This is a genomic window from Paraburkholderia diazotrophica (genome assembly GCF_038900755.1).
Taxonomy (GTDB): domain Bacteria; phylum Pseudomonadota; class Gammaproteobacteria; order Burkholderiales; family Burkholderiaceae; genus Paraburkholderia; species Paraburkholderia diazotrophica_A.
This window is the reverse complement of the sequence record NZ_JBBPEN010000005.1, coordinates 387,797-411,569: the sequence shown is the minus strand read 5'-3', so window position 1 is coordinate 411,569 and position 23,773 is coordinate 387,797. Positions and strand designations below refer to the sequence as shown.

General features: G+C 62.9%; 17 protein-coding genes and 1 pseudogene. 12 read left to right on the top strand and 6 right to left on the bottom strand.

Features of this window, described 5'->3' with window-relative positions:
- The first annotated feature begins 386 nt into the window (after positions 1-386).
- The 5 genes from rimP to truB all read left to right on the top strand — a co-directional run bounded on the left by rimP (position 387) and on the right by truB (position 6,779).
- Positions 387-845: a ribosome maturation factor RimP gene (gene rimP, locus AABE10_RS18790; RefSeq protein WP_342934754.1), complete on the top strand. Its 459-nt coding sequence runs from the start codon at positions 387-389 to the stop codon at positions 843-845.
- Positions 842-2,317 carry a transcription termination factor NusA gene (nusA, locus tag AABE10_RS18785; protein WP_342934753.1) on the top strand — a complete coding sequence of 492 codons (1,476 nt, stop codon included), beginning with the start codon at positions 842-844 and terminating at the stop codon, positions 2,315-2,317. Before rimP ends, nusA begins: the two co-directional genes overlap by 4 nt.
- A gap of 96 nt (positions 2,318-2,413) precedes the next feature.
- A complete protein-coding gene (gene infB / locus AABE10_RS18780; protein WP_342934752.1) occupies positions 2,414-5,302 on the top strand; it encodes a translation initiation factor IF-2 in 2,889 nt (962 codons plus the stop codon).
- A 157-nt stretch (positions 5,303-5,459) separates the two neighbouring features.
- A complete protein-coding gene (gene rbfA, locus AABE10_RS18775; protein WP_087732733.1) occupies positions 5,460-5,825 on the top strand; it encodes a 30S ribosome-binding factor RbfA in 366 nt (121 codons plus the stop codon).
- Positions 5,826-5,849: 24 nt separating this feature from the next.
- On the top strand, positions 5,850-6,779 hold the full coding sequence (gene truB, locus AABE10_RS18770; protein WP_342934751.1) for a tRNA pseudouridine(55) synthase TruB: 930 nt from the start codon (positions 5,850-5,852) through the stop codon (positions 6,777-6,779).
- Between the two features lie 157 nt (positions 6,780-6,936).
- Here the strand turns inward: truB and AABE10_RS18765 are convergent, their stop codons facing one another.
- From AABE10_RS18765 to AABE10_RS18750, 4 genes are all read right to left on the bottom strand, one after another.
- Positions 6,937-8,502: a DHA2 family efflux MFS transporter permease subunit gene (locus AABE10_RS18765; RefSeq protein ID WP_342934750.1), complete on the bottom strand. Its 1,566-nt coding sequence runs from the start codon at positions 8,500-8,502 to the stop codon at positions 6,937-6,939.
- Positions 8,503-8,540: 38 nt separating this feature from the next.
- Positions 8,541-9,761: an EmrA/EmrK family multidrug efflux transporter periplasmic adaptor subunit gene (locus AABE10_RS18760; protein ID WP_342934749.1), complete on the bottom strand. Its 1,221-nt coding sequence runs from the start codon at positions 9,759-9,761 to the stop codon at positions 8,541-8,543.
- An 82-nt stretch (positions 9,762-9,843) separates the two neighbouring features.
- A complete protein-coding gene (locus AABE10_RS18755; RefSeq protein WP_342934748.1) occupies positions 9,844-11,361 on the bottom strand; it encodes an efflux transporter outer membrane subunit in 1,518 nt (505 codons plus the stop codon).
- Positions 11,362-11,419: 58 nt separating this feature from the next.
- The gene (locus AABE10_RS18750; RefSeq protein WP_342934747.1) at positions 11,420-11,935 is read right to left on the bottom strand and encodes a MarR family winged helix-turn-helix transcriptional regulator; all 516 of its coding nucleotides are present in this window, start codon (positions 11,933-11,935) and stop codon (positions 11,420-11,422) included.
- A gap of 311 nt (positions 11,936-12,246) precedes the next feature.
- Between AABE10_RS18750 and typA the strand changes: the two genes are divergently transcribed.
- The 6 genes from typA to AABE10_RS18720 all read left to right on the top strand — a co-directional run bounded on the left by typA (position 12,247) and on the right by AABE10_RS18720 (position 22,102).
- Positions 12,247-14,073, top strand: coding sequence for a translational GTPase TypA (gene typA / locus AABE10_RS18745; protein ID WP_342934746.1), 1,827 nt, complete (start codon positions 12,247-12,249; stop codon positions 14,071-14,073).
- Positions 14,074-14,442: 369 nt separating this feature from the next.
- On the top strand, positions 14,443-17,298 hold the full coding sequence (locus AABE10_RS18740) for a 2-oxoglutarate dehydrogenase E1 component (protein ID WP_342934745.1): 2,856 nt from the start codon (positions 14,443-14,445) through the stop codon (positions 17,296-17,298).
- 143 nt (positions 17,299-17,441) lie between these two features.
- The gene (gene odhB / locus AABE10_RS18735) at positions 17,442-18,716 is read left to right on the top strand and encodes a 2-oxoglutarate dehydrogenase complex dihydrolipoyllysine-residue succinyltransferase (protein ID WP_342934744.1); all 1,275 of its coding nucleotides are present in this window, start codon (positions 17,442-17,444) and stop codon (positions 18,714-18,716) included.
- A gap of 143 nt (positions 18,717-18,859) precedes the next feature.
- Positions 18,860-20,290: a dihydrolipoyl dehydrogenase gene (gene lpdA, locus AABE10_RS18730; RefSeq protein ID WP_342934743.1), complete on the top strand. Its 1,431-nt coding sequence runs from the start codon at positions 18,860-18,862 to the stop codon at positions 20,288-20,290.
- A gap of 96 nt (positions 20,291-20,386) precedes the next feature.
- Positions 20,387-21,484 (top strand): cell division protein ZapE, encoded by a 1,098-nt coding sequence (zapE, locus tag AABE10_RS18725; RefSeq protein ID WP_342934742.1) that lies wholly within the window; start codon positions 20,387-20,389, stop codon positions 21,482-21,484.
- 156 nt (positions 21,485-21,640) lie between these two features.
- Positions 21,641-22,102: a transposase gene (locus tag AABE10_RS18720; protein ID WP_342934741.1), complete on the top strand. Its 462-nt coding sequence runs from the start codon at positions 21,641-21,643 to the stop codon at positions 22,100-22,102.
- A gap of 118 nt (positions 22,103-22,220) precedes the next feature.
- Here the strand turns inward: AABE10_RS18720 and AABE10_RS18715 are convergent, their stop codons facing one another.
- Positions 22,221-22,706, bottom strand: coding sequence for a DUF2147 domain-containing protein (locus AABE10_RS18715; protein ID WP_342934740.1), 486 nt, complete (start codon positions 22,704-22,706; stop codon positions 22,221-22,223).
- 196 nt (positions 22,707-22,902) lie between these two features.
- A pseudogene (locus AABE10_RS18710) lies at positions 22,903-23,232 on the bottom strand (ShlB/FhaC/HecB family hemolysin secretion/activation protein); the annotation flags it as partial.
- Here AABE10_RS18710 and AABE10_RS18705 point away from each other — a divergent pair.
- Positions 23,219-23,758, top strand: a complete 540-nt coding sequence (locus AABE10_RS18705) for a hypothetical protein (RefSeq protein WP_428983349.1) — start codon at positions 23,219-23,221, stop codon at positions 23,756-23,758. The pseudogene AABE10_RS18710 and the gene AABE10_RS18705 overlap by 14 nt on opposite strands.
- The last annotated feature ends 15 nt before the right edge of the window (positions 23,759-23,773 follow it).

Genomic DNA, 23,773 nt, shown 5'->3' with positions numbered 1-23,773 from the left:
TTGTGTCTTGATTTAGCTCTACCGTTTGCAGACGCATTCAAGCTGCTTCGAGCGCCGGCGCAAACCCGCGCAAACTGCCGAAAAGTCCCAGCTTTGATCCTTGATTGCGGCGAATTCAGCCGCAAATGCGCTTGGCGAGCCCGCCGGTGGTTTGCGTTTGTCCTGAAAAATGGCTACAATCACGAAGTCACTGGGCGTGCGGTTTCATGTGCGGCTCAGGTGCGACCACCGGCAATAAGATGATGGGCGTTTCGCCCATTTTTTTTTTGCCGCTCAGTTCTTACGTTGGTCGGCATCTCGGGTAGCACGAACGTGCGCCGGCTTGGCGCGCAGCCCGCGGGTGTATCGCAAAGGCTTGCAGCGCGAACATCTTAGAGGGCAGCACTGTGCAACTGACGGAACTGATTGAAACCACGGTCGTGGGCCTCGGCTACGAGCTCGTTGATCTCGAGCGCACCGGGCGCGGCATGCTGTGCGTGTATATCGACCAGCCCGATGGCATCGCGATCGAAGACTGCGAAAAAGTTACCCGTCAGCTCCAGCACGTTCTGACGGTCGAAAATATCGATTACGAGCGGCTTGAAGTATCGTCGCCGGGTCTTGACCGCCCGCTGAAGAAACTGGCGGACTTCGAACGCTTCGCAGGCAGCGAGGCGGTCATCACATTGAAAAAACCATTGGACGGACGGAAATCGTACCGGGGCATTCTGCATGCACCCGCAGGCGAAACGATCGGTCTGGAATTTGAAGGGAAGGAAGGCGCCGCGATGCTGGATTTCACGCTCGCGGATATCGACAAGGCACGCCTCGTTCCGAAAGTTGACTTTAGGAGCCGCAAACAATGAGTCGCGAAGTGTTGATGCTGGTGGATGCGCTGGCACGCGAAAAAAATGTCGACAAGGACGTGGTTTTTGCCGCGCTCGAGGCGGCGCTCGCGTCTGCATCCAAGAAACTCTTCGACGAAGACGCGGACATTCGCGTCCATATCGACCGTGAAAGCGGCGAGCACGAGACGTTCCGTCGCTGGAAAGTCGTGCCGGACGAAGCGGGCCTGCAGGAGCCGGATCAGGAAATCCTCTTGTTCGAAGCGCGCGAGCAGAAGCCCGACGCGCAGATCGACGACTTCCTGGAAGAGCCCGTGCCGTCGATCGAATTCGGTCGCATCGGCGCGCAGGCCGCCAAGCAGGTGATCCTGCAGAAGGTGCGCGACGCGGAACGCGAGCAGATCCTGAACGACTTCCTCGAGCGCGGCGAAAACATCATGACGGGCACCGTCAAGCGTCTCGACAAAGGCAACTTCATCGTCGAATCGGGCCGCGTCGAAGCGCTGCTGCGCCGCGACCAGCTGATTCCGAAAGAAAACCTGCGTGTGGGCGACCGCGTGCGCGCCTATATCGCGAAGGTCGATCGTACTGCGCGCGGCCCGCAGATCGAGCTGTCGCGCACGGCGCCCGAGTTCCTGATGAAGCTCTTCGAAATGGAAGTGCCGGAAATCGAGCAAGGCCTGCTGGAAATCAAGGCGGCGGCACGCGATCCCGGCGTGCGCGCGAAGATCGGCGTTGTCGCTTACGACAAGCGCATCGATCCCATCGGCACCTGCGTCGGCATTCGCGGCTCGCGCGTGCAGGCCGTGCGCAACGAGCTCGGTGGCGAAAACGTCGACATCGTGCTATGGTCGGAAGATCCCGCCCAGTTTGTGATCGGCGCGCTCGCGCCGGCAGCCGTCCAGTCGATCGTCGTCGATGAAGAAAAGCATTCGATGGACGTCGTCGTCGACGAGAACGAACTGGCTGTCGCTATCGGCCGCAGTGGCCAGAACGTGCGTCTTGCCAGCGAGCTCACCGGCTGGCAGATCAACATCATGACGCCGGACGAGTCTGCGCAGAAGCAGAACCAGGAACGCAGCGTACTGCGCGACCTGTTCATGGCTCGTCTCGATGTCGACGAGGAAGTCGCCGACATCCTCATCGACGAAGGTTTCACGAGTCTCGAAGAGATTGCGTACGTGCCGCTCAACGAGATGCTCGAAATCGAAGCATTCGACGAAGACACGGTTCACGAACTGCGTAATCGCGCTCGTGACGCACTGTTGACGATGGCGATTGCAAACGAGGAGAAGGTCGAGGGCGTTGCGCTCGACCTGAAGAGCCTGGAAGGCATGGATGCCGACCTGCTCGCGAAGCTGGCTGAACATCAGATCCAGACGCGCGACGAACTGGCAGAGCTGGCTGTCGACGAGCTGGTCGAGATGACGGGCATGAATGAGGACGCTGCGAAGGCGTTGATCATGAAAGCCCGTGAACACTGGTTTCAATGAGATCCATGACCATGAACCACTGATCTGATCGCGGCCGCAAGGCTGCATGACCCGATGCTAACCGCAAGGAATCGGTCCTTGCACTAAGAGGAATGAATGGCGAGTAACAACGTAGCCCAATTTGCCGCGGAACTGAAAATGCCTGCAGGCGTGCTGCTCGAGCAGCTGCAGGCGGCGGGCGTCCAGAAAGCGAGTGAAGACGATGCCTTGTCCGAGACGGACAAGGCGCGTCTGCTCGACCACTTGCGCAGGTCGCACGGCTCGAACGATGCTGACAAGCGCAAGATCACGCTGACGCGCCGGCATACGTCGGAAATCAAGCAGTCCGACGCCACGGGTAAAGCTCGCACCATTCAGGTCGAAGTGCGCAAGAAGCGCACGTTCGTCCGCCGCGATGAAGCGGCCGAGCAGGCGGAAGTAGCGGGCAACGGTCAGGAAGCGGAAGATCTTGAACTGCAGCGTCGCGAGGAAGAAGCGCGTCATGCAGCAGAACTGCTCGAAAAGCAGGCGCTTGAGCTGAAAGAGCGCCAGGAGCGTCTCGCGCGCGAAGAAGCCGAGCGTCAGGAGCGCGAACAGGCGGCCGAGGCGGAGCGTCGCCGTGCCGAAGACGAAGCGGCGAAGAAGCGCGCAGCGGCCATGGCCGAAGCGGCGGCTCGCGAGCAGGCCGAGCAGGAGCGCGCATCGCAGGATGAAGAGCGCGCAGCGGCGGAACGCGCGGCGCAGCGCGAAGCGGCGAAGAAGGCCGAAGACGCTGCACGCGAGCAGGCCGAGAAGGCACGCCTCGAACAGGAAGAAATCGCGAAGCGCCGCGCGGCGGCTGAGGCCGAAGCACGCGCAATCCGCGAAATGATGAGCACGCCGCGCAAGGCGCAAGTGAAGGCGCCGGAACCGGCACCGAAGCCCGCCGAGGCGGTCAAGCCCGCCGAAGCGAAGGGCACGCTGCACAAGCCGGCGCGTCCCGCTGGCGAAACGTCGACGCGTCCGGCCGCGAAGAAGCCGGCGCCCGCAACTGCGGCGCAACCGGCTGCGACTGCGCAGCCGGCGGGTCCCGCTGGCGACAAGAAGAAGGCGGGCGGCAAGAGCGGCACCTGGCAGGACGACGCAGCGAAGCGTCGCGGCATCAAGACGCGCGGCGACACGAGCGGCGGCGTCGATCGCGGCTGGCGTGGCGGTCCGAAGGGCCGTGGCAAGCATCAGGAAGCCACGACATTCCAGGCGCCGACCGAGCCGATCGTGCGTGAAGTGCACGTTCCGGAAACGATTACGGTCGCGGACCTCGCTCACAAGATGTCGGTGAAGGCTTCGGAAGTCATCAAGGTGATGATGAAGCTCGGCCAGATGGTCACGATCAACCAGATGCTGGATCAGGAAACGGCGATGATCGTCGTCGAGGAACTGGGCCACCATGCCGTCGCGGCGAAGCTGGACGATCCGGAAGCGATGCTGATCGAAGGCGATGCCTCGGACGCGCCGCAACTGCCGCGTCCTCCCGTCGTCACGGTCATGGGTCACGTCGACCACGGCAAGACCTCGCTGCTCGACTACATCCGTCGCGCGAAGGTCGCGGCGGGCGAAGCGGGCGGCATTACGCAGCACATCGGCGCGTATCACGTCGAAACGCCGCGTGGCGTCATCACGTTCCTCGATACGCCGGGTCACGAAGCGTTCACGGCCATGCGCGCGCGTGGTGCGAAGGCAACCGACATCGTGATTCTCGTCGTCGCAGCCGATGACGGCGTGATGCCGCAGACGAAGGAAGCGATCTCGCACGCGAAGGCGGGCGGCGTGCCCCTCGTCGTCGCGATCAACAAGATCGACAAGCCCGAAGCGAATCCGGAGCGCGTGAAGCAGGAACTCGTCGCGGAAGGCGTGGTGCCGGAAGAATACGGCGGCGATTCGCCGTTCGTTCCGGTGTCGGCGAAGACGGGCGCGGGTATCGACGATCTGCTCGAAAACGTGCTGTTGCAAGCCGAAGTGCTGGAACTGAAGGCACCCGTCGAAGCACCGGCGAAGGGCCTCGTGATCGAAGCGAAGCTCGACAAGGGCAAGGGTCCTGTTGCAACGATCCTCGTCCAGTCGGGTACGCTCAATCGCGGCGACGTCGTGCTCGCAGGCAGCGCCTACGGCCGCGTGCGCGCGATGCTCGACGAAACCAGCAAGCCGACCAAGTCGGCGGGGCCGTCGATCCCGGTCGAAATACAGGGTCTGTCGGAGGTGCCGGCGGCGGGCGAAGAAGTCATCGTCATGCCGGACGACCGCAAGGCTCGCGAAATCGCGCTGTTCCGTCAGGGCAAGTTCCGCGACGTGAAGCTCGCGAAGCAGCAGGCCGCGAAGCTCGAAAATATGCTCGAGCAGATGGGCGAAGGCGAAGTGCAGCATCTGCCGCTCATCGTCAAGGCCGACGTGCAGGGTTCGCAGGAAGCGCTGGTGCAGGCGCTGCTCAAGCTGTCGACGGACGAAGTGCGCGTGCAGATCGTGCACAGCGCGGTCGGCGGCATCAGCGAATCGGACGTCAACCTGGCGACGGCGTCGAAGGCGGTCATCATCGGCTTCAACACCCGCGCGGACGCGCAGGCTCGCAAGCTGGCGGAGACCAACGGCATCGACATCCGCTACTACAACATCATCTATGACGCAGTGGATGAGGTGAAGGCGGCGATGTCGGGCATGCTGGCGCCGGAGAAGCGCGAAGTCGTCACGGGCATGGTCGAAGTCCGTCAGGTCTTCAAGGTGCCGAAGGTCGGCACGGTGGCGGGCTGTATGGTCACGGACGGTTTCGTCAAGCGTACGTCGTCGGTGCGCGTGCTGCGCAACAACGTCGTGGTCCACACGGGCGAGCTCGATTCGCTCAAGCGCTTCAAGGACGACGTCAAGGAAGTGCGCCAGGGCTTCGAATGCGGTATGTCGGTGAAGAACTTCAACGACATCCAGGAAGGCGACCAGTTCGAAGTCTTCGAAGTCACGGAAGTCGCGCGTACGCTGTAATTCAGGCGTCGAGCGCATGAGGGGCGGGGCGGGCGCTTGAGCCCAATCCCGCCCCTTTGTTTTTGCATCGAATGTTTTGTTGTCGTGTTTGCGTTGGAGTCCGTGGCCCGTTGCCGCCGAATGCGCGAACACATTGCCACCGGATCACGGATTCACCATGCCTAAGAAACGTACGTCTCCCAACCGCAACGTACAGATCGCCGATCAGATTCAGCGCGATTTGTCCGAACTGATTCGCGAGGTCAAAGACCCCCGCATCGGTATCGTCACTTTTCAGAGCGTCGAGTTGACGCCTGACTATGCGCACGCGAAGGTCTACTTCACGACGCTGACTGGCGATCCGCTCCAGACGCAGGACGCGCTCAATCACGCGGCCGGTCATTTGCACAACCTGTTGTTCAAGCGCCTGCACATCCACACGGTGCCGACGCTGCATTTCCACTACGACAAGACGATCGAGCGAGCAGTTGAAATGTCGCGCCTGATCGACGAGGCGAACGCCACGCGCGCGAAAGACGACTGATCGAAGGTCGAGGTACGCGAGCATATGACTCACAATTCACGTCCCAAAGTGCCGCGCCGCGCGCTCGATGGCGTGTTGCTGCTCGACAAGCCAGTGGGACTGTCGAGCAACGACGCGCTGATCCGCGCGAAGCGTCTGTATCTGGCGAAGAAGGCGGGCCACACGGGCACGCTCGACCCGCTCGCATCGGGACTCTTGCCGCTTTGCTTCGGTGAAGCGACGAAGTTTTCGCAAGACCTGCTCTACGCGGATAAGACCTACGAAGCGACGATGCGCCTGGGCGTACGCACGACGACGGGCGATGCTGAAGGCGAGGCGATCGAAACGCGCGACGTAGCGTGCGACCAGCCCGCCGTCGAGAAGGCGCTCGCGCAATTTCGTGGCGACATCGTTCAGGTGCCGCCGATGTATTCGGCGCTCAAGCGCGACGGCAAGCCGTTGTACGAGTATGCGCGCGCGGGGCAGACCGTCGAGCGCGAAGGGCGCCAGGTGACGATTCATGCGCTGGAACTCGTGGCGTGCACGCTGCCTGACGTGACGTTTCGCGTGACGTGCAGCAAGGGCACCTATGTGCGCACGCTGGCCGAGGACATCGGCGAAGCGCTCGGCTGCGGCGCGCATCTGGTGATGCTGCGGCGTACGGGCGTCGGCGCACTGACGCTGGAGCATTCGGTCACGCTCGACGCGCTGTCCGACGCGGCGGAAAGCGAGCGCGACGCATGGCTGCAGCCTGTCGATGCATTGCTGTCGACGTTCCCGTCGGTGCAACTCGATGCGGAAGCGACGCGTCGCTTCCTGCACGGCCAGCGCTTGCGGCTTGCCGACCTTTCCGTCGGCGACGATGTGCTGCACGCTGCCCGCACGCGTGTCTATGCGAGCGAAGGCAAGCTGCTTGGCGTGGCGAGAGTGGGCGAGGGCGTGCTTGCCCCCGAGCGCCTGATCGTAACGGCCTGATAGCGGTCTAATAGCGGCCTGACGGCAGCAAGGCCCGCGAACAGACAATCCGCGCAAGAAGCAAAAAAGGCGGACCGCAATCGAGCGGTACCGCCTTTTTTCTTGCCAACTGATCGATGCCCTGACGAATCAGGGCGTCAGCCCGCAACCAGCAAAATCAATGTGCCGCAGAAGCCGCTGCGCTCGCGTCGCCGCTCGCCGCGCGTTCGGGACGCGTGACCCAGATCAGCGCGATTAGCGCAACGAAGATTCCCGCCGACACATAGAACAGGTCATTCACGCCGAGTTGCGCGGCCTGCTGTGTCGTCATCGAGTTGAAGAGCCCGTACGCTTGCGCCTGGTTCAAGCCGACGCCGCCCATCTGCGTGACGGACTGGTCGAACACGGGGTTGTACGCGTTCGCGCGCTCGGTCAACTGCGCGTGATGCAGGATCGAGCGATGGTCCCATGCGGTCTCGAAGATCGACGTGCCGATGCCGCCGCACATGATCCGCACGAAGTTCGACAGCCCGGACGCGGCAGGAATCCGGTTGCCCGGCAAACCCGACAGCGTGATCGACACGAGCGGGATGAAGAAGCCCGCCATGCCGATGCCTTGAATCAGCGTCGGCAGCATCAGCGAGTACGTGTCGACGCCCGTCGTGTAGCGCGAGCGCATCCAGAAGCACAGCGCGAACACGAGAAACGACGCCGTCGAGATATAGCGCGGATCGGTGCGCGGCAGGATCTTGCCCGTCAGCGGCGACAGCAGGATCGCGAACACGCCGACGGGCGCCATCACAAGGCCGGCGTCCGTCGCCGTGTAGCCGATGTCGGTTTGCAGCCAGAGCGGCAGCAGCACGAGATTGCCGAAGTACAGGCCGTAGCCGATCGCGAGCGCCACCGTGCCGCCCGTGAAATTGCGCAGCTTGAAGAGCGACAGGTCGACGACGGGATGCTTGTCCGTCAGCTCCCATACGATGAAGAACGCCAGCGCGATCACCGCGGTGAGCGCGAGCACGACGATCGTCGTCGACGAGAACCAGTCGAGGTCCTTGCCCTTGTCGAGCATGACCTGCAGCGAGCCGACCCACGTGATCAGCAGCACGAGCCCGACGATGTCGATCGGCGCTTTCTTGATGACGGAATCGCGGTTGCGGAAGATCGCCCACGTCGCGGCCGCGGCGACGATGCCGACGGGGATGTTCACGTAGAAAATCCACGGCCACGAGATGTTGTCCGAGATCCAGCCGCCGAGAATCGGACCGGCGACGGGCGCGATCAGCGTCGTCATCGCCCACATCGAGAGCGCCATCGGCGCCTTCGCGCGCGGATAGCTCGCGAGCAGCAGCGTCTGCGAAAGCGGAATCATTGGACCGGCGACCGCGCCCTGGAGCACGCGCGACGCGAGCAGGAACGGCAGATTCGGCGAGAGACCGCACATCCACGACGAGATCACGAACAGCACGATCGACGCCATGAAGAGCCGCACCTGGCCGATGCGGTCCGTGAGCCAGCCCGTCAGCGGCACGGAGATCGCGTTCGCGACCGCGAACGACGTGATCACCCACGTGCCCTGATCGGCGGATACGCCGAGGTCGCCCGAAATCGACGGAATCGAGACGTTCGCGATCGACGTGTCCAGCACGTTCATGAAAACGGCGAGCGACACCGCGATGGTGCCGATCACCAGTTGCGCGCCCTCGAGCGGCGGATGAGGGACGTGCGCTTGAGCCTGAGCCATCTATTGTTCGAACCTTGTTGTTTGCAGATGGACGCCGCTCACATCAGCTTGGGCGTGGCCTTCGAGCCGGACGCCGCCTTCTGCTGCACGCCGGCGTTCGGGCCTGCGTTTTCCGAGATGATGCGGGCGATTTCCGCGTCCGCTTCGTCGCCGTACTTGTTGAAGACGTTGGTCTGATAGACCGTGTTCTGTGCGCTGCCGAGCTCGCCGCCCGTGTCGTCCTTGATGCTCACGTCGACCTGCATCGACAGGCCGATGCGCAGCGGATGCTTTTCGAGCTCCTGCGGATCGATCGCGATACGCACGGGCAGACGCTGCACGACCTTGATCCAGTTACCCGTCGCGTTTTGCGCGGGCAGCAGCGAGAACGCCGAGCCCGTGCCCGCCGAGAAGCCGACCACCTTGCCGTGATACTTCACCGACGAGCCGTAGACGTCCGCCGTCAGTTCGACGGGCTGGCCGATGCGCATGTGCTTCAACTGCACTTCCTTGAAGTTCGCGTCGACCCACACGGCGTTGAGCGGCACGATCGCCATCAGCGGATTGCCCGGCGACACGCGCTGGCCGACCTGCACCGAGCGCTTCGCGACGTAGCCCGTGACGGGCGCGGGCAGCGTGTTGCGCGCGTTGTTCAAATAGGCGTCGCGGACCTTGGCGGCCGCCGCCTGCACGTTCGGGTGGCTCGCGATCGTCGTGTTGGCCGTCAGCGCGCGGTTGGACGCAAGCTGCTGCTGAGAGGCGTCGAGCGCGGCTTGCGCGCTCTTCACGGCGTCGCGTGCGTGCGAGATTTCTTCCTGCGACACGGCACCCGTTTGCGCGACGGTCATACGGCGCTTCAAGTCGTCCTGGGCACGCGACAGATCGGCCTGACGAACGGCGACTTGCGCCTGGTACTGGCTGTCGTCGGCGTAGAGGCCGCGCACCTGGCGCACGACCTGGCCAAGATTCGCTTCCGCCGTTTGCAGCGCGATGCGCGAATCGGCGGGATCGAGCACGACGAGCGGATCGCCGGACTTGACGGTTTGCGTGTCGTCAGCGTTCACGGCGATCACCGTGCCCGTGACCTGCGGCGTGATCTGCACGACGTTGCCGTTCACGTACGCATCGTCGGTGTCCTCGTGGAAGCGTGCGACGAGGAAGTAGTAGAGGCCGTACGCGATCGCGGCAATCAGGATCACGATGACGAGCAGCGTCATCATGCGCTTGCGTTTGCCGTTGCTGGCCGGCTGCGCGTTAGCGGGTTGTTGGGGCGTGCTCATGAATAGGCTCCGGATTCTGTCAGTCTGTATCGTTTATTCGGATCGCAAGGTGCTGTGCGTGTGGGTTGCTCGCTTCGCGCGCTCAGTTCGGCGCGTGGGCCGCGGATGCGGATGCGGATGCCGACGATGCGGGCACATCCGTCGGCACAACAAGGCCCGTCTGCGTCGCGTCGAAGCCGCCGCCGAGCGCCTTGATCAGCGCGATCTGCAAGTCGCGGCGGCGCATCTTCAGGTTCGTCACCGTCTGCTCCGCGGCGAGGCGGTTCTCGTCGGCGTTCAGCACCTGCAGTTGCGGCGAGAGTCCTGCCTTGTAGCGGATCACGGCGAGTTCGTACGCCTTCGTCGACGCATCCAGCGCGCGTTGCGCATCGCCTTGCTGCCGGTCGATCGAGCGGATCGATGAAATCTGCGTGGCCACGTCGGACAGCGCGTTGATCAGCGTCTGGTTGTAATTCGCGACGTCCAGGTCGAAGTCGGCGTAGCGCCCCTTCAGTTGCGAGCGCAGCGCACCGGCGTCGAAGATGGGCAGATGGATCGCGGGGCCGAACTGGATCTGGCGGCTCGATGACGTCAGGAAGCGGCTCCAGCCGAATGCGTCGAAGCCGAACGCGGCAGCGAGGTTCACGTCCGGGAAGAACTCGGCCTTCGCTTCCTTCACGTCGTGCATCGCGGCTTCGACCTGCCAGCGCGCGGCGACGATGTCGGGACGGCGCGAAACGAGATCGGCGGGCACGTTGTCCGGCAGCTTGACGGCGCCGCCCGGATTGAACACGGGCTTGGCGATTTGCAGGCCGCGGTCCGGGCCCTTGCCGAGCAGCGCGCCGAGCTGGTAGCGCGTGGTCGTAATCTGGCCGTCGAGTTCGGTGAGGTTCGACTGGCTGGTCGCGATGTTGCCGTTCGCCGTCTGGCGCTCGACGTTCGTATCGAGACCGGCGGCGACACGGCCGCTCGTGATCGAGCCGACCGTCTGGCGGTTCTTGATCTCGCGCTCGGCGATGTCGCGCAGCGCATAGAGCTGGGCGAGCGAGTTGTACGTGCGCGCGACGGACGCGGCGAGCGTCACGCGAGCCTGTTGCATGTCCGCTTCGGCCGCTTTTTCCTGAGAAACGGCCTGGCCGAGCCGCTCACGGTTCTTACCCCAGAGGTCGAGATCCCAAGAGGCGCTCGCGAGCACATTGTTTTCGCTGAACCACGTGCCGCCAAAGGGCGGCGGGAACAGGGCATTTGCCGAATAGAGCTCGCGCGTCCACGAGTAGCTGCCTTCGACCTTCGGATACAGCGCCGATTTCGACGACTCGATATAGGACGATGCCTTCGCGATGCGGGCCTGCGCCTGCGCGATCGACGGATTACCTTCGAGTGCTTCCGAGATCAGCTGAGGCAACTGGGAATCGCCGAACTGATTTGCCCAGTCGAGCGTCGGCCACTGGCCGCCTTCGGCGGGCAGGCTCTGCGCGGACTCGAACTGCGAGCTATGCGCGATCTGCTTGTCGTCCTTCAGACCGAAGTAGTTCGCGCAGCCGGCCAGGGCCAGCGCCGCGAAGGCGGCGACGGCCGCCCGGGACGACGATGCGCGCGCGCGCGTCGTCAGGAATTTCATCGCTGGACTCTCTGCGTGTAATGGCATTTTTTCTTTAATGGACGGTGCAACTAATTTCTTACGATTTGCTATCGGCATTGCTTGCCGAGTCACGGTTTTCGCCAAGTAATTCACAGCTATTTGCCAAGACTCGCCTCAGAAGACTCTTGAGGAATCCTGTTTCCTCCGGTGAGAAACCGGATAGCAACTTCTCCGTCACGCCCGTGAAGACAGCCGGCATGCGCGCGGCGATTGCGTGGCCTTCGGCCGTCAGCGCAAGCCGGACGACGCGCCGGTCTTCGTCGCTGCGTACCCGCGTGAGCAGCCCGCGTTTCTCGAGGCGATCGACGAGGCGCGTGACCGCGCTCGCGTCGATGCCATACTCGCGCGCCAGCTCCGCCGCCAGCAGGCATTTGCCGCTCCCGACCATGAACAGCACGCTGGCCTGCTGGCTGGTGATGCCGAGTTCGGCCATCGTGCGTTGCGTCACGAGGTTCGACAGCGCCGATTTCACGCGCGAAATCAGATAGCCGACGCTTTCGCCCAATTGGTATTCGCTGACCTCAGGCGACGGCGTGTTGGACGGTTCGGTCATGATTCTCGTGCGACTGCAATGGTTGACTATGCACGATTGTAGAATCGATTAATTGACGCGGCAAGCGTTATTACAGCTTAGGCAAGGATCTATCTCGCGCTGGGTGAAAGTCGGCGGAAGGCTCGCCGGCGTCGCGGGCGGTCAGGCAGATGCGTTGTGTTACCGAGATATTGGGGCGCGCCATCGGGGAATGCCAGAAACGCGTCACCGACGCGTGCTATAATCTTCGGTTCCCAAAAGTGCGCTTTGGGCTTGGCGAAGTGGCTGGGCAGGTGGCGCACTCCACTCCTATCCAGCGTCTCCAGGTTCCTATGTCCCGCGCTCTCCGCAACATCGCCATCATTGCTCACGTCGACCACGGCAAAACCACGCTCGTCGACCAGCTGCTCCGCCAGTCCGGCACCTTCCGCGAAAACCAGCAGATCGCAGAACGGGTGATGGACTCGAACGACATCGAAAAAGAGCGCGGCATCACGATTCTCGCCAAGAACTGCGCCGTCGAATACGAAGGCACGCACATCAATATCGTCGACACCCCAGGCCACGCCGACTTCGGCGGCGAAGTGGAGCGCGTGCTGTCGATGGTCGACTCGGTGCTGCTGCTCGTCGACGCCGTCGAAGGCCCGATGCCGCAAACCCGTTTCGTCACGAAGAAGGCGCTCGCGCTGGGCCTGAAGCCGATCGTCGTGGTCAACAAGATCGACCGTCCGGGCGCGCGCATCGATTGGGTGATCAACCAGACGTTCGAACTGTTCGACAAGCTCGGCGCGACGGAAGAGCAGCTCGACTTCCCAGTCGTCTACGCGTCGGGCCTGAATGGCTACGCCGGTCTCGATCCGAGCGTGCGTGACGGCGACATGCGCCCGCTGTTCGAAGCGATTCTCGAGCACGTGCCCGTGCGCCCGGCCGATCCTGACGGTCCGCTGCAACTGCAGATCACGTCGCTCGACTACTCGACGTACGTCGGCCGTATCGGCGTGGGCCGCATCACGCGTGGCCGCATCCGGCCAGGGCAGCAGGTCGCGCTGCGCTTCGGTCCGGAAGCCGAAATCCTGAACCGCAAGATCAACCAGGTGCTGTCGTTCAAGGGCCTGGAGCGCGTCCAGGTCGACGAAGCGCAAGCGGGCGACATCGTGCTGATCAACGGCATCGAAGACGTCGGCATCGGCGCGACGATCTGCGCGCCGGACAATCCCGAAGCGCTGCCGATGATCACCGTCGACGAACCCACGCTGACGATGAACTTTTTGGTCAACTCGTCGCCGCTCGCGGGCAAGGAAGGCAAGTTCGTGACGAGCCGCCAGATTCGTGATCGTCTGATGAAGGAGCTGAACCACAACGTCGCGTTGCGGGTGAAGGACACGGGCGACGAAACGGTGTTCGAAGTGTCGGGTCGCGGCGAACTGCATCTCACGATTCTGGTCGAGAACATGCGCCGCGAAGGGTATGAGCTGGCCGTGTCGCGTCCGCGCGTGGTGCTGCAGGAAATCGACGGCGTGAAGCACGAGCCGTACGAACTGCTGACGGTCGACGTCGAAGACTCGCACCAGGGCGGCGTGATGGAAGAACTGGGCCGTCGCAAGGGCGAAATGCTGGACATGGCGTCGGACGGCCGTGGCCGCACGCGCCTGGAATACCGCATCCCGGCGCGTGGCCTGATCGGCTTCCAGGGCGAGTTCATGACGCTCACGCGCGGCACGGGGCTGATGAGCCACGTGTTCGACGAGTACCTGCCGCTGAAGGAGGGGTCGCTCGGCGAACGCCGCAACGGCGTGCTGATCTCCCAGGACGACGGCGCCGCTGTCGCCTACGCGCTCTGGAAGCTGCAGGATCGCGGCCGCATGTTCGTGAAGCCGGGCGACGCACTGTACGAAGGCATGATCATCGGCATTCACAGCCGCGACAACGACCTCGTCGTGAACCCGATCAAGGGCAAGCAGCTGACCAACGTGCGCGCGTCGGGCACCGATGAAGCCGTGCGTCTCGTTCCGCCGATCCAGATGTCGCTGGAATACGCGGTCGAATTCATCGACGACGACGAACTGGTCGAAGTGACGCCGCAAAGCATCCGTCTGCGCAAGCGCCACCTGAAGGAACACGAGCGCCGCCGCGCGAGCCGAGAAGCAGCAGCCAGCTAAGCGCGCGTGCCCTATGGGCATGCGTTCGACATCAGCAAAGAACCAAAAAGCCGCCTTCGGGCGGCTTTTTGCATTGCGCGCGGCACCTCGTCGGACGGTATTCGAATATGTGCTTAAAATATTCTTGCGCAGTGTGGCAAAGACTGTTGCGAAAGCATAAAACTTGCCGCAGAGCCCCGTCAGACGGGGATTTCAATTGGGAGCTGTCCTATATCAACCATGGGTTATGTGATATGCTCCCGCGAATGCAAGTTTTAGGTCCTTCCAAGCAAGACTTGATTCGCGCAATCCGCTAAACGGTCAGGCCGTGTCGCGGAAGGTTCAGTAACCCGCTATTTCTCGAGAAGCTCGAAGAAAGGTGAGCGTAAAATGATGAAGCAATTCCAGTCGAACTCGTATCTGTTCGGCGGCAACGCTCCGTACGTAGAAGAGTTGTACGAAGCATATCTCGACAATCCCGCGTCAGTGCCCGAGACCTGGCGCAACTATTTCGACGCATTGCAGAACGTCCCTGCATCGGACGGCACCGCAGCCAACGATGTGGCCCACGGCCCGATCGTCGAATCGTTTGCTCAACGCGCGAAGGCCAATGCGTTCCTTCCGCGAGTCGCCGGAGAAGATCTCACCACCGCGCGAAAGCAAGTCTATGTGCAGTCCCTCATCGGCGCATATCGCTTCCTCGGCTCGCAATGGGCCAACCTCGATCCCCTGAAGCGCCGCGAACGTCCGAACATTCCCGAGCTCGAACCCGCGTTCTACGACTTCACCGAAGCCGACATGGACCAGGTGTTCAACACGAACAACCTGTACTTCGGTTTCGAGCAGGCTTCGCTGCGTGACATCGTCAAGGCGTTGCGCGACACGTACTGCGGCACGATCGGCGCCGAGTACATGTACCTGAGCGATCCGGAGCAAAAGCGCTGGTGGAAGGAGAAGCTCGAGTCGATCCGCTCGACGCCGAACTTCTCGAACGAGAAGAAGAAGCACATCCTGAACCGCCTGACGGCGTCTGAAGGTCTCGAGCGCTTCCTGCACACCAAGTACGTCGGTCAGAAGCGCTTCTCGCTGGAAGGCGGCGAAAGCTTTATTGCGTCGATGGACGAAGTCGTGCACCACGCCGGCAAGCTCGGCGTGCAGGAAATCGTCATCGGCATGGCGCACCGCGGCCGTCTGAACGTGCTGGTCAACACGCTGGGCAAGATGCCGGCGGACCTCTTCGCCGAGTTCGAAGGCAAGCACGTCGACGACCTGCCGGCAGGCGACGTGAAGTACCACAAGGGCTTCTCGTCGGATATCGCCACGGAAGGCGGCCCGGTTCACCTGTCGCTCGCGTTCAACCCGTCGCACCTCGAAATCGTGAACCCGGTGGTCGAAGGCTCGGCGAAGGCCCGCATGGACCGCCGCGGCGACGAGCAGGGCCTGCAGGTGCTGCCCGTGCAGATCCACGGCGACGCCGCCTTCGCAGGCCAGGGCGTCGTGATGGAAACGCTGAACCTCGCGCAGACGCGCGGCTACGGCACGCACGGCACGCTGCACATCGTCATCAACAACCAGATCGGCTTCACCACGTCCGATCCGCGCGACGCGCGTTCGACGCTGTACTGCTCGGACGTCGTCAAGATGATCGAGGCGCCCGTTCTGCACGTGAACGGCGACGATCCGGAAGCCGTCGTGCTGGCGACGCAACTGGCCATCGACTTCCGCATGCAGTTCCACAAGGATGTCGTGCTCGACATCATCTGCTTCCGCAAGCTGGGTCACAACGAGCAGGACACGCCGGCTGTCACGCAGCCGCTGATGTACAAGACGATCGCGAAGCACCCCGGCACGCGCGCGCTGTACGCCGAAAAGCTGGTGCAGCAGGGCGTCATCACCGCCACGGAAGGCGATGAGTTCGTCAAGGCGTACCGCAAGGCGATGGACGAAGGCCACCACACGGTCGACCCCGTCCTGTCGAACTACAAGAGCAAGTACGCGGTCGACTGGGTGCCGTTCCTGAACCGCAAGTGGACGGATGCCGCCGACACGGCCGTGCCGCTCGCCGAGCTGAAGCGTCTGGCCGAGCGCATCACGACGATTCCGGAAGGCTTCAAGCTGCACCCGCTCGTCGAGCGCGTGATCAACGATCGCCGCGCGATGGGCCGTGGCGAGGCGTCCCTCGACTGGGGCATGGGCGAGCATCTGGCGTTCGCATCGCTGGTCGCATCGGGCTATGCCGTGCGTCTGACGGGCCAGGACTCGGGCCGCGGCACGTTCACGCACCGTCACGCGGTGCTGCACGACCAGAACCGCGAGCGCTGGGACGGTGGCACGTACGTTCCGCTGCAGAACATCGCTGAAAACCAGGCGAAGTTCACGGTGATCGACTCGGTGCTGTCGGAAGAAGCCGTGCTCGGCTTCGAATACGGCTACTCGACGGCTGAACCGAACACGTTCGTCGCGTGGGAAGCGCAGTTCGGCGACTTCGTGAACGGCGCGCAGGTCGTGATCGACCAGTTCATCTCGTCGGGCGAAGTGAAGTGGGGCCGCGTGTCGGGCCTGACGATGCTGCTGCCGCACGGCTACGAAGGCCAGGGTCCGGAGCACTCGTCGGCGCGTATCGAGCGCTTCCTGCAGCTGTGCGCAGACCACAACATGCAGGTCGCCCAGCCGACTACGCCGGCGCAGATTTTCCACCTGCTGCGCCGTCAGATGATCCGCCTGTTCCGCAAGCCGCTCATCGTCTTTACGCCGAAGTCGCTGCTGCGGCACAAGGAAGCCGTGTCGGATCTATCGGAACTCGCGAAGGGATCGTTCCAGCCGGTGCTCGGCGAAACGGACGACTCGATCGACGCGAAGAAGGTCAAGCGCGTGCTGGTCTGCTCGGGCCGCGTGTACTACGACCTCGTCGCGCATCGCCGCGAAGCGAAGGCGCAGGACGTCGCGATCTTCCGTATCGAACAGCTGTATCCGTTCGCGCACAAGCAGTTCGAAGCCGAACTGAAGAAGTACGACAACGCAACCGAAGTGGTGTGGGTGCAGGACGAGCCGCAGAATCAGGGCCCGTGGTTCTACATCGAGCATCACCTGCACGAAGGCATGAAGGAAGGACAGAAGCTCGCGTACAGCGGCCGTCCCGCTTCTGCCTCGCCGGCTGTCGGCTACTACGCGAAGCACTACGAGCAGCAGAAGGCGCTGATCGAAGGCGCGTTTGGCCGCCTGAAAGGCGCGACCATCGTTAAATAACCAAAGAGAGCGAACCGGGAAAGCGCTGAGCGCTTTCCCGCCCCGCGTCTGAAACACCCATGTAAGCGCGATATTCACGCGCACCAATCAGACGCGGCTCGCACAAGGTTCGTTGTCATCCGATACGTATTCAGAGAAATCAAATGGCTATTGTTGAAGTCAAGGTTCCCCAGCTGTCCGAGTCGGTCTCGGAAGCGACGATGCTGCAGTGGAAGAAGAAGCCGGGCGAAGCCGTCGCCCAGGACGAAATCCTGATCGAAATCGAAACCGACAAGGTCGTGCTCGAAGTGCCGGCCCCGTCGGCGGGCGTGCTCGCGCAAGTCATCAAGAACGACGGCGACATCGTGGTCGCCGACGAAGTGATCGCGAAGATCGACACGGAAGGCAAGCCGGGCGAAGCAGCCGTCGAAGCCGAAGTGAAGCCGGCTCCGCAAGCCGAGCCGGCAGCGGCGGCTGCCGCTCCCGCGCAGGCTGCGGGCGCAAGCGCGACGGCATCGCCGGCTGCGACGAAGATCATGGCTGAGAAGGGCCTCGCAGCAGGCGACGTCGCCGGCACGGGTCGCGACGGCCGCATCACGAAGCAGGACGTGCTGGGCGCAGGCGCCGCGGCACCGGCTGCGAAGGCTGCGCCGGCACCGGCAGCAGCGCCCGCGCGCGCCGCGAAGCCGTCGCTGCCGCAAGTCGGCGCGCCGGCATCGGCCGAGCAGTGGCTGAAGGACCGTCCGGAACAGCGCGTGCCGATGTCGCGTCTGCGCGCGCGTATCGCCGAGCGCCTGCTCGAGTCGCAGCAGACCAACGCCATCCTCACGACGTTCAACGAAGTGAACATGGCGCCCGTGATGGATCTGCGCAACAAGTACAAGGACAAGTTCGAGAAGGAACACGGCGTGAAGCTCGGCTTCATGTCGTTCTTCGTGAAGGCGGCTGTCCACGCACTGAAGAAGTTCCCGCTGGTGAACGCGTCGATCGACGGCAACGACATCGTCTATCACGGCTACTTCGACATCGGTATCGCAGTCGGCTCGCCGCGCGGTCTGGTGGTGCCGATCCTGCGCAACGCGGATCAGATGAGCCTCGCCGACATCGAGAAGAAGATCGCCGAATTCGGCGCGAAGGCACGTGACGGCAAGCTGTCGATCGAAGAAATGACGGGCGGCACGTTCTCGATCTCGAACGGCGGCGTGTTCGGCTCGATGCTGTCGACGCCGATCATCAACCCGCCGCAGTCGGCGATCCTCGGCGTGCACGCGACGAAGGAACGCGCCGTTGTCGAAAACGGCCAGATCGTGATCCGCCCGATGAACTATCTGGCGCTGTCGTACGACCACCGTATCATCGACGGCCGCGAAGCCGTTCTCTCGCTGGTCGCGATGAAGGACGCGCTGGAAGACCCGGCTCGTCTGCTGCTCGACCTGTAATGCCTGTCTCGCGACGCGGCCGCGGCTTGAAACCGCGGCCTGCCGTCGCGATATGAGGACAGGGCCTCTCGCATCTCCGCAGTACCTGAAGCCACGCGCGCCGCGAAGCGCGGCCGCGTCGGCTAGTCATCAAAAGGATAGTCATGTCCAAAGAATTTGACGTCGTCGTGATCGGTGCCGGTCCCGGCGGCTATATCGCAGCCATTCGCGCCGCGCAGCTCGGCAAGACGGTTGCCTGTATCGAGAAGTGGAAGAACCCGGCCGGCGCGCTGAAGCTGGGCGGCACGTGCCTGAACGTGGGCTGCATTCCGTCGAAGGCGCTGCTCGCGTCGTCGGAAGAGTTCGAGAACGCGTCGCATCACCTCGCGGACCACGGCATCAGCGTGGAAAACGTGAAGGTCGATATCGCGAAGATGCTGGCCCGCAAGGAAGGCATCGTCGAGAAGATGACGAAGGGCATCGAGTTCCTGTTCCGCAAGAACAAGATCACGTGGCTCAAGGGCCACGGCAAGTTCACGGGCAAGACGGACGCCGGCGTGCAGATCGAGGTGTCGGGCGAAGGCGAAACGGAAGTGGTCACGGCGAAGAACGTGATCATCGCGACGGGCTCGAAGGCGCGTCATCTGCCGAACGTCCCCGTCGACAACAAGATCATTGCCGACAACGAAGGCGCACTGTCGTTCACCGAAGTGCCGAAGAAGCTCGCCGTGATCGGCGCTGGCGTGATCGGTCTCGAGCTGGGCTCGGTGTGGCGCCGTCTGGGTTCCGACGTGACGGTGCTCGAAGCGCTGCCGGAATTCCTCGGCGCCGCCGACCAGGCGCTCGCGAAGGAAGCCGCCAAGCAGTTCAAGAAGCAGGGCCTCGACATTCACGTCGGCGTGAAGGTCGGCGAAGTGAAGAACAACGGCAACAACGTGTCGCTTGCGTACACGGACAAGGACGGCAACGCGCAGACGCTCGACGCCGACCGCCTGATCGTGTCGATCGGCCGCGTGCCGAACACGGACAACCTGGGCCTCGAAGCGATCGGGCTGAAGGCAAACGAGCGCGGCTTCATCGACGTGGACGACCACTGCGCGACGTCGGTGCCGAACGTGTACGCGATCGGCGACGTGGTGCGCGGCCCGATGCTCGCGCACAAGGCCGAGGACGAAGGCGTGCTGGTGGCCGAGATCATCGACGGCCAGAAGCCGCACATCGACTACAACTGCATTCCGTGGGTCATCTACACGGAACCGGAAATCGCGTGGGTCGGCAAGACGGAACAGCAGCTGAAGGCGGAAGGCCGCGAGGTCAAGTCGGGCCAGTTCCCGTTCATGGCCAACGGCCGCGCGCTCGGCATCAACAAGGCGGATGGTTTCGTCAAGATGATCGCCGACGCTAAGACGGACGAACTGCTAGGCGTGCATATCATCTCCGCGAACGCGTCGGATCTGATCGCCGAAGCCGTGGTGGCGATGGAGTTCAAGGCTGCGTCGGAAGACATCGGCCGTATCTGCCATCCGCACCCGTCGCTGTCTGAAGTGATGCGTGAAGCGGCGCTCGCCGTCGACAAGCGCGCGCTGAATATGTAAGAAGCTTCTGCCCGGAATCTTATCCGGGCAAACGCGAATCACGACGAAGGCGGGTGGGTTCAACCCCTCCCGCCTTCTTCATTGCTGCGTCACATAATGAACGTCACCGAATACTACGAACAGGAATTGCAGACACGGGGATACGAATCCGATCCTGCGCAACGCGCTGCCGTCGATCGTCTGCAGCGGTGCTATGAAGAGTGGACTGCGTATAAGGCGCGTCGTCCGAATGCCTTTATGAAGCTGATCATGCACCCTGATCTGCCGAAGGGCGTCTATATGTGGGGCGGGGTGGGGCGCGGAAAGAGCTTCCTGATGGACAGCTTCTACGCAGTCGTGCCACTCGTGCGTAAGACGCGTCTGCATTTTCACGAGTTCATGCGAGAGGTGCATCGCGAACTCGAAGAACTCAAGGGGCAGGCCGATCCGCTCGACGAACTCGCGCGGCGCATCGCGAAGCGCTACCGGCTGATCTGTTTCGACGAGTTCCACGTGTCCGATATCGCGGACGCGATGATCCTGTATCGCCTGCTCGACCGCCTGTTCACGAACGGCGTGCAGTTCGTGATGACGTCCAACTACGATCCCGACACGCTGTATCCCGACGGCCTGCATCGCGACCGTCTGCTGCCCGCGATCGAGCTGATCAAGAGTAAGCTGGACGTGGTCAATGTCGACGCCGGCATCGATTACCGCAGGCGCACGCTGTCGCAGGTCGAGGTGTATCACACGCCGCTCGGCGCCGCCGCCGACAAGGCGCTGCGCGATGCGTTCGCGAAGCTCGCGGCCGTGCCCGACGAAAGCCCGCTGCTGCATATCGAGAAGCGCGAGCTGAAGGCGCTGCGGCGCGCGGACGGCGTCGTCTGGTTCGATTTCTCGACGCTGTGCGGCGGCCCGCGCTCGCAGAACGATTACCTCGAACTGGCAAGCCGCTTCCACGCGGTGATCCTTTCCGGCATCCCGCAGATGACGCCGCGCATGCAGTCGGAAGCGCGACGATTCACGTGGCTCATCGACGTCTTTTACGATCACAAGGTCAAGCTGCTGATGTCGGCGGCCGTGGAGCCCGAAGCGCTCTACACGGAAGGGCCGATGGCCAACGAGTTCACTCGCACGGTCTCGCGTATCGTCGAGATGCAGTCGCAGGAATACCTGGATGCGCCGCGACGGATCGTCGATACATCGCTCACCTGATCGATTTCTTTCGAACGGCGTACTGTTTGGGATAGCGCAACCCGCGCTGACCCTTACGGCAGCGGCTAGCCGTGCATTTTCAGGATTCGGATTGGTCTGATATCCGGTAATGGGTCAACTCTATATCGTCGAGGCACCCTTGATGAAGGAGGAACTATGACCCCTTACCGTGACATCACCGACGAAGAATGGCACCAGGTCGCGCCGCTGCTGCCGGAACTGCGCCCGCGTTCCGAGTTGCGCGGCCGTCCGCTCGCCAACACCCGCTCCGTGCTCAATGGCGTGCTCTGGGTGATCTATAGCGGCGCCACCTGGTCCGCAATGCCGCGCAAATACCCGTCGTATCAAACCTGCCACCGCCGATTCAAGGCATGGCACAAGGCAGGCGTGCTAAAACGTGTAATGGACCAGCTGTTCGGCGATGCCGGCAGTGAACTGTGCAACACGATGGAAGCACGCATGCGCATCCACGCGCCGAACGCAGCCACCGCAGCCGAAAACGATGCAACCACGGCGCAGCCGATCACGCCCGCCACACTACTGTTCCCGCCGCCGTGCGCATCCGCAACGTCGCCGCTGGCATTCGACTACGCCAGTCCCTTCATGAATGCGGCTTGACGGATCCAATGAATTGAACGCATGCGATAACGAAAAGCCGGCCTGGAGAGAGTGATCGCCAGGCCGGCTTTTTTGCGTTCATGCTTCGCTACCAGGAGCGAAGCGCCGCGCTACTGCATCAGTTCTGCCGGATCCACGTTTGCGAACGTCCCAGCAGCGATACACCGATATAGCCGCGCACCACGAGCTTTTGCCCGCCGTCTTCGACGTGCATCTTGCACTTGTAGAGCTTGCCGTTCTCCGGGTCGAGAATCTGCCCGCCATCCCAGTTGTCGCCGTCCTTTTTCATATCGTTGATGATCGTCATGCCCAGAATCAGCTGGTCTTTGCGCGCGTCCGTGCAGGCGGTGCAGCGGCGGTCGGGCTGATCGTTCGGATTGAGCCCCTTGATGACCTTGCCGCTCAGCGTGCCGTTTGCGTCCTGCGTGATCTGCACGAGTGCCTTGGGTTGGCCCGTGTGATCGTCGATGGTCTGCCATGTGCCGACGGGACTGTCGGCCTGCGCGAATGCCGTGACGGCGCCGCCGAGCAGCACGCCCGCGACGGCCGCCTGTTTCAACGTCTTGCCGAACGCGGAACGCGCGCGCTGGGTGAGTGATGTCATCGTCTTCCTCCTTGTTGAAAATCGTCGCGATCGGGACTCGCGCGGCGCCGATGTGGACATCGATGCGAGGCGGCGCCTGCCTTTAATGTGCTGCGTCGGAGAGCGCAGAATACGTGAAAGCGTGCGCGTCGTTTGATAGTGAAGCCTCTATTCGAAGCCGCCGGTTTGCGAGCGCTTCATGGTTGCGATGCCGCCGTCAGTTCAACTGATACGAGACGTCGCGTTGATGCGCGGACTGCGCGACGCGCTTTCGATGGGCGCGGCGCTGAGCGCTTTCGCCGGGGAAAGAGAGAGAGTACTTTGCGTCGGAGAGCCGAAAGCCGATCGCAACGTATGACAAGCTGTTCGGTTGCGGCGTACCCGTATGCGGATAGACGCGCGCCATGTCGAACGACATATACGGCGTGAGCGTGCGCGGATACATGAACCCAGCGCGACCGACCGCGCGATTGGTTTCGAACGATGCGTTCCAGCCCGAATCGCCGATGTGTCAGCCCGGCTGATAGCGTTGCGTGCCGAACAAAATCATTCGCCGACTGCGATACCCGAGGCTCGGGCATGGTGAAACGGATGCCGGCAAGGAGCATATCGCGCAACTGCAGGTGCACGAAAGACATTTGCGCTACGGAGAGGGACCGTACATCGCGGTGAACGGCGGCGCGATCTCAGGCGGGCTCTTCGACTCGCTCTTGTGGCGCTGTCGGCGCATAAGGGATACCGTCGGTGCAAGAGCGGGGCGGCGTCGGCAAGAGCGCGAGCCTGAAGGCGTTCATCGCGTCCGTCGTGGGCGTCTGCGGCTCGCGACATTGCCCGATCCCGGTACTGGCGTCGCGGACGCCTTCGCCTATACGTACTTCCCCAGCAACGTGCGCAAGCTGCGCAACCTCGCCGAATGGATCGGCACGAGCATGCGGCAGATCGGCGCGTGGGACGCGGCGCGGCTCCGCCGGCTACTGACGATCGCGTGCAGCGCCAACCCGTACCCAACGAGAGTGCGGCGGGCATGTTCGTCGACCGCAGCAAACGGAACATGGCCAAACGCAGCCGCGTAATCGTCGCCAGGACAC